Source organism: Photobacterium sp. 1_MG-2023, from assembly GCF_030547945.1.
Lineage (GTDB): Bacteria > Pseudomonadota > Gammaproteobacteria > Enterobacterales > Vibrionaceae > Photobacterium.
The window spans coordinates 1-6,348 of the sequence record NZ_JAUORR010000057.1 but is presented as its reverse complement, the minus strand read 5'-3'; the positions used below and the strand labels follow the sequence as shown (position 1 = coordinate 6,348).

The window sequence follows — 6,348 nt, the reverse complement described above, 5'->3', positions numbered from 1 at the left end:
TTAATATGAGAACGATTTTCTTCCACGAGGGCTAAGTGATCAAATAGGGTCATGACAGGTCGATATAATACTAAACTAATATGATCAGATCGCGCAGACTCGTAAAAGTTCAGTCAATTAACAAAGTGCGATCCTGCCCTGGGGGGCTGCATACCCAACATTCAGTATCACGCCAAATGCTTTGACGTTATCATCAAGATAATAGTCATGAGTGTCTAATAAAATTGGATCATCACCGACTGCAATCTCAGTCTCTTCCTCTATGAATCCTGAATACGAAGATTCAATACGCTGCTCATCTTTAATTAACAAAACCCGCCAATGATATAAATCATATTTCTTATCTTTCTCACTGAGCTGTAAATATGAGGCTATTGTATAGGCACTATCTGTTGTTTTTTTCACAGGAGTACGCTTTTAACTCATCTTTGTGATGCTCCCCATCATTTGAATGAAATGCATCTTTTTTCATCAATCTCACGATTGAATCCACACATTTCTGGCTCTCATTTGCAAATGATGGTTTACTTGCAAAAATAGCGAAAAATATAATAACAAACTTATTCATCACTTATATCCAATCTTCCTGTTAATACTTTATAGGCATCTAAAAAATGCTGTCTTCGTTCAGATCTATTTGGTGTACGTTTATTGACTATATCTGTAACTCTATCCGTTGATTCAATAGTTCCATCAACTACACTATTTATTTTTTAATTCCCAAAATTCTAGTGCAGAGAGAAAACCAACTTTAGTTTCTAGCAAAACCTCCGGATTATTAACAATATAAATGGAAATAACTTTATTCTTTTTGTTCACCTAATTCGCTCGCCATTTATTACATCTGGTCATATCATTCAAGTTGACTAATGACCAACATGCCTTGATTTACTGATGTCCATTTTTAATTTCATATTAATAACCAATTCTCATCAACAATTTGTATTTAACAAAATATCCTGGATTGATTTTTGCGTGATATTTTAAATTAAGAGAGCTTGTAATTATAAAAATTTCCAGCGGTATCTTTACTGCTGGAAATTTTGAAAGTTATCATTTAACTTATTAAAACAGTCTTGCTGATTTTATCTCTCTTACATAATATCAAAAAATTCACTTCACTACTTTCATATGATTAGACTTTATTTTCTTTATATATTTTATCATTTTTTCTGTTTCATCAATTGTATTGGAGTTTTTGCACGTAAATATTTTCTCTTCATCCCCTTCATTTTCAAGGTTTACATATTCTATATTTGATAACTTATTCATGAACGCAAAATTGAAATACTTAGATGATGAAGAAAAAACAGTAATTTGTTCACCATTTACTTCAACCGAATCGGATTTTATATCTATTAATGATATAAGAAAGCCTTGATGCAAAATTGTTATTTCATCATTGATCAACTTGAAATCAATAACACCACTATATCCATCATCCATTTCGTATTCTGGATAAGACCCAATTTTACTATCGTAGATCATTCTCCCCCTCTGTAAATCATCACAAGTTACTTCATAATTAAATGAATCAGAATTAACTTCCGCAGAGACATTTATTGAAAAAAACAATGATACAATATAAAAAATTTTATTCATTCTACTACCCAATCCAAACACCTTTCTCAGGGAATTTTTTATCGCCAATATGTCCAATATATCTAGTCTTACTTACTTCTCGCTGCCATTTCCTTTCACTATCAGATTGTTCGTCATAATATTTAAAATCTACAAAAAATCCGGGATTAATTTTAGTATGAGAATTAAAATATTGATGGCGTGTAGAAACCTCAAAATGTAAATGTGGCGCACATGTACCATCTGATTTAGTTCCTGAAACACCTGATTTCGCTATAATCTGGCCTTTAGTCACTTTATCACCAAATTTCAATGGAATTCCTGTTTCCGGATTATTTTCAATCGATTTTAAATGCATATAAGCAAAACGTAGTCCTTTGTCAATATTAACATCCTTTCCTATAGTTCCTTCGCTTCGATCCGACAATTCATGAACTTTATAATCCAAACGTTCATTCCATATTCTCTGCACGAGTTTCTTATCCGTTACCCTTAAAACAATTAGATTTCCGTTACTATTAGAGTGTCTGGTATGCTGAATCTCAGCATCCACACAAGCATAAACATTAGTTCCAACTTCAGCAAAAATATCAAGACCACGATGAGCACCTACGGTTTCTTTTCTTATGTCGTCCCCAAATAATCCCCAATAAATACATTTCCCTCCACTTTGATAATAGTTTGTACTCATTGGATTTAAGATCGGCTCATGCCAGTGACGTTCACCATCGTAAATATTTGAAATCGATAGCGGCCAAAAATGCCACACTTGGGGCTGAATCTCCAACTTCTCCGTATCTAACTGTTGCATCCACGCTGTTTGTTCAATACGTGCTTTTTCATGGTCAATAAAATCATCGTACAGCGACATGATTTTTTCGCGATACGCAGATTCCTGGAAGATGGCTTCAGACTGAAAATACTTGCTGGCGTGCTGTTCCAGCAGATCACGCCCTTTTATAACATGTGATTAATGAATTCATGCAGAATATTTTCATGCTTTTAAATCAATTGATTTTAATATTATTTTTTATATAGATAATATAATCTTCTAATTTATGAAATTTTTCCATATAATCAATATTATAGCACTCAAAAAATGCATCTTCATCACCCTTATTTTCAATATTAACAACGTTAACCAAAGCAGGATCTTTATTCAATAGAAATGTGTAATAATATCCATCACGAACTTTAACAAGTATTTCGCCAGAATTGTCAAACTCCACGTATTCGGTCACTATTTTTCTAGATACAATAAATTTATCATCCTGAATAATTAAGATCGAGCCATCTTTTATGGAAACATCAACTACTCCACTATAACCATCATCCATTTCATATTCCGGATAAGCATCAAAATCACCATGAATCATTTTACCTTGGTGTAAATCATTACAAACCAATTGGTATTGATAATCATTAATTACTTCTTTTGCTTTACAGTTTATTGATAAAATAATAAGAGATAACGTGAATACTTTATTAATTTTCATCCTGCGAACCCTGTCCATGAAAAAGCGCCATCTCCATGATGTCCAACATGAAATTTTTGACTAGTATCTGACTGTAATTTAATTTCTTCATTATTTTGTTGATCTTTATATTTAAAATTAACAAAATATCCTGGATTGATTTTTGTGCTCGAATCTCCATACATATGCTTAGTAGAGACTTCAAAATGCAAATGTGGTGCCCGTGTTCCTACTACACCTGTTCCTGACACCCCAGATTTCGCTATTATTTGTCCCATTTTCACCTTATCTCCGGCTTGGAGTGGTTTACCCGTTTCAGGGTTCGCTTCAATTGACTTTAAATGCATATAAGCAAATTTTAAACCTTTTTTCAGATCAAATGCAGAACCTATCGTGTCTTCAGTACGATCTTTTAAAGAATGAACTTTGTAATTTAGCCGTTCATCCCAGATTCTTTGAACGAGTTTTTCATCACTAACCTTTAAAACAATCAAGTTACCATTTGTATCTGAATGTCTTGTATGTTGGATTTCAGCATCCACACAAGCATAAACATCTGTTCCAACCTCTGCAAAAATGTCCAATGCCCTGTGAGCGCTCGATTTATTTCCTTTTCTAATATTTTCACCAAATAGTCCCCAGTATTCTTTTTTATTACCATACTGACTATAGTTTGTACTCATTGGATTTAAGATCGGCTCATGCCAGTGACGTTCACCATCGTAAATATTTGAAATCGATAGTGGCCAAAAATGCCACACTTGGGGCTGAATCTCCAACTTCTCCGTATCTAACTGTTGCATCCACGCTGTTTGTTCAATACGTGCTTTTTCATGGTCAATAAAATCATCGTACAGCGACATGATTTTTTCGCGATACGCAGATTCCTGGAAGATGGCTTCAGATTGAAAATACTTGCTGGCGTGCTGTTCCAGCAGATCACGCCCTTTTTCCAGCACCTGATTAAACCAGGCATTGTCCACTTGTTCTTCAAAGTGCCACTCACTTGGGTGCTTGGCGATCACTTTTTCCAGTTTGTTCGTGGCGGACTGATAAAATGCGATCAGTTCATTCTCTGAAAGCTGGCCGTCGGTGTCGGTGTCAATCGCGCGGTAAATGTCATTGAAAAACACATTTTCCGGTTCCATCACGCCATTACTGCCGCTGCCGTCGATCACCTGAAAACCATGTTCTTCCTGACCGGCTGCAAGCGCTTTCAGGAAGTATTCTGGCGGGCGATCGTTAGAGAAGACCTCAAGATGAACACGATATTCCTGATCAATATTGCCCTGCGCATTCTTCAGAAATTCATATTTACCCAGATAGCCCAAGTGTTCCCCGGCCTCAATTTTTAACGGGATGTCCGGCATACATTATATGAATGTTCAAAATTCATAAATCTTGTAATGTTATCATTGATAACATTGATAATATCATCATCATCAAAGATGATTTGCCACTCATGCTGTCTTAGCATAGGGGAAGTGGACACTAACTTTGAAAGTCTGCACTAAAAATATATTTATTTTTAGTGCAGTGATTACCACAACCTTGATGGTATCATTATCATCGAAAATAAAACTCTATCGATGCAAAAACACACTAGCCTCTTGACATTTTATTTCTGAATTCACTAAGCAGATTACAAATTCAACTCATAATAGTAATAGAGATGCCTTCTTATGCAGTCATCTCTATTTTCATCTACATATGAAGAGCTGAAATCACAACTCAATCTTGAATAATCGTTCCAAAAATCACTACTGTTCGGATTTACAATGTTTCGACCAGATGCCCAAAAAATATAGTACGCCACTTCAAGGTTTTTGGACAATAAATATTCAAGTTCAACTATTCTCGACTCTGTAATTATTAGTTTACATAAATTTATTGATAACTTAGCTGAATAGTCTAACTCATATTCATATACATCTTCTCCAAAAAACCTCCTATAATTACATGCATCTTCTTTATAATTTACCCAAGATTTTTGAACGTTACGCAACTTACTAAAATTATCCTTGCTCATTACACTCTTAGCCTCATTGTAGATGAGGTTAAGTCTTTTATCACTTTTAATGTAGTCTTTCTCTAAACCAATTGATGTTTCTTTTATATCTTCAGACCAGACATGAACTTTTGCCATCGCCTGCGGTTGAAATAATAAAGTTAATAATAAAATAATTTTAATTTTCATTTTTCACCCAACATTTGCATTTGTAATAATCATCAAAAACCTTTGCTTCATATTCTCTACGTTTTAAAAGTCCACTCTGATTTGCACGCCACAACCGCTTCATGCTTCTAATCTCACCAGCAATTAAATCATATCTTTTATTTTTTAAATGTGTTTGAATGTTTTTCATTTCACTACGACGTTCTCCAGATAGACTTGAACCTCTATTAATAACCAATGAGAGCAAAGCACCTTGGCAGTCTGGATGAAGATTTATTGCTTCAGGATATATCCTAACGACTCTATCTGAATACCTTAGTTTCATTCTTACGGCTAATGTCTTTGCATTATCTTTACTTATTTCAATATTCGAAACGTTTGATAGCGATCTAACAGCATCTACACTTGTTTTACCAATTACAGCAACCAAACTATCAATATCATCATTGCTATATAATCCATTCAACTCACGTCTTACTGTTGATTCATTCTGGTAACCCAAATCATAACCATAACCAATAGTAATACCACTTAAACCTCCGGCAAAATAGGGCTTAGATGCATAGGATTCAATATTTAAAATATATTCAAAAAGACGATTAGATAAAGTAAAGGTTCCTTTATTTGTATCTATTTCATAGTAATTTTCAATATCACAAGTCGGCTTTATTGGACAAATACTCCCCATATAGATTCCCAGCGGCCAAAAATGCCACACTTGGGGCTGAATCTCCAACTTCTCCGTATCTAACTGTTGCATCCACGCTGTTTGTTCAATACGTGCTTTTTCATGGTCAATAAAATCATCGTACAGCGACATGATTTTTTCGCGATACGCAGATTCCTGGAAGATGGCTTCAGACTGAAAATACTTGCTGGCATGCTGTTCCAGCAGAACACGGCCTTTTTCCAGCACCTGATTAAACCAGGCATTGTCCACTTGTTCTTCAAAGTGCCACTCGCTCGGATGCTTGGCGATCACTTTTTCCAGTTTGTTGGTGGCGGACTGATAAAATGCGATCAGTTCATTCTCTGAAAGCTGGCCGTCGTTATCTGTGTCGATTGCGCGGCGAATGTCGTTGAAGAAGGCGTTTGCTGGTTCCATGACGCCGGTAC

General features: G+C 35.1%; 7 protein-coding genes. All 7 read right to left on the bottom strand.

Going from position 1 to position 6,348, the window contains the following annotated elements; genetic code table 11:
* Window positions 1-117 precede the first annotated feature (117 nt).
* A complete protein-coding gene (locus Q4579_RS22610) occupies window positions 118-405 on the bottom strand; it encodes a hypothetical protein (RefSeq protein WP_303567190.1) in 288 nt (95 codons plus the stop codon).
* A 708-nt stretch (window positions 406-1,113) separates the two neighbouring features.
* Entirely contained in the window at window positions 1,114-1,602 is a 489-nt protein-coding gene (locus tag Q4579_RS22605; RefSeq protein WP_303567188.1) for a hypothetical protein, read from the bottom strand.
* A 4-nt stretch (window positions 1,603-1,606) separates the two neighbouring features.
* Window positions 1,607-2,452, bottom strand: a complete 846-nt coding sequence (locus tag Q4579_RS22600) for a M23 family metallopeptidase (protein WP_303567186.1) — start codon at window positions 2,450-2,452, stop codon at window positions 1,607-1,609.
* Between the two features lie 136 nt (window positions 2,453-2,588).
* Window positions 2,589-3,077, bottom strand: coding sequence for a hypothetical protein (locus Q4579_RS22595; protein WP_303567185.1), 489 nt, complete (start codon window positions 3,075-3,077; stop codon window positions 2,589-2,591).
* Window positions 3,074-4,426 carry a M23 family metallopeptidase gene (locus Q4579_RS22590; RefSeq protein WP_303567184.1) on the bottom strand — a complete coding sequence of 451 codons (1,353 nt, stop codon included), beginning with the start codon at window positions 4,424-4,426 and terminating at the stop codon, window positions 3,074-3,076. The genes Q4579_RS22595 and Q4579_RS22590 overlap by 4 nt, the downstream gene beginning before the upstream one ends.
* A gap of 272 nt (window positions 4,427-4,698) precedes the next feature.
* The gene (locus tag Q4579_RS22585; RefSeq protein WP_303567182.1) at window positions 4,699-5,253 is read right to left on the bottom strand and encodes a lysozyme inhibitor LprI family protein; all 555 of its coding nucleotides are present in this window, start codon (window positions 5,251-5,253) and stop codon (window positions 4,699-4,701) included.
* A partial coding sequence (locus Q4579_RS22580) for a hypothetical protein (RefSeq protein WP_303567180.1) occupies window positions 5,243-6,348 on the bottom strand: 1,106 nt, incomplete at its 5' end. The genes Q4579_RS22580 and Q4579_RS22585, both read right to left, overlap by 11 nt.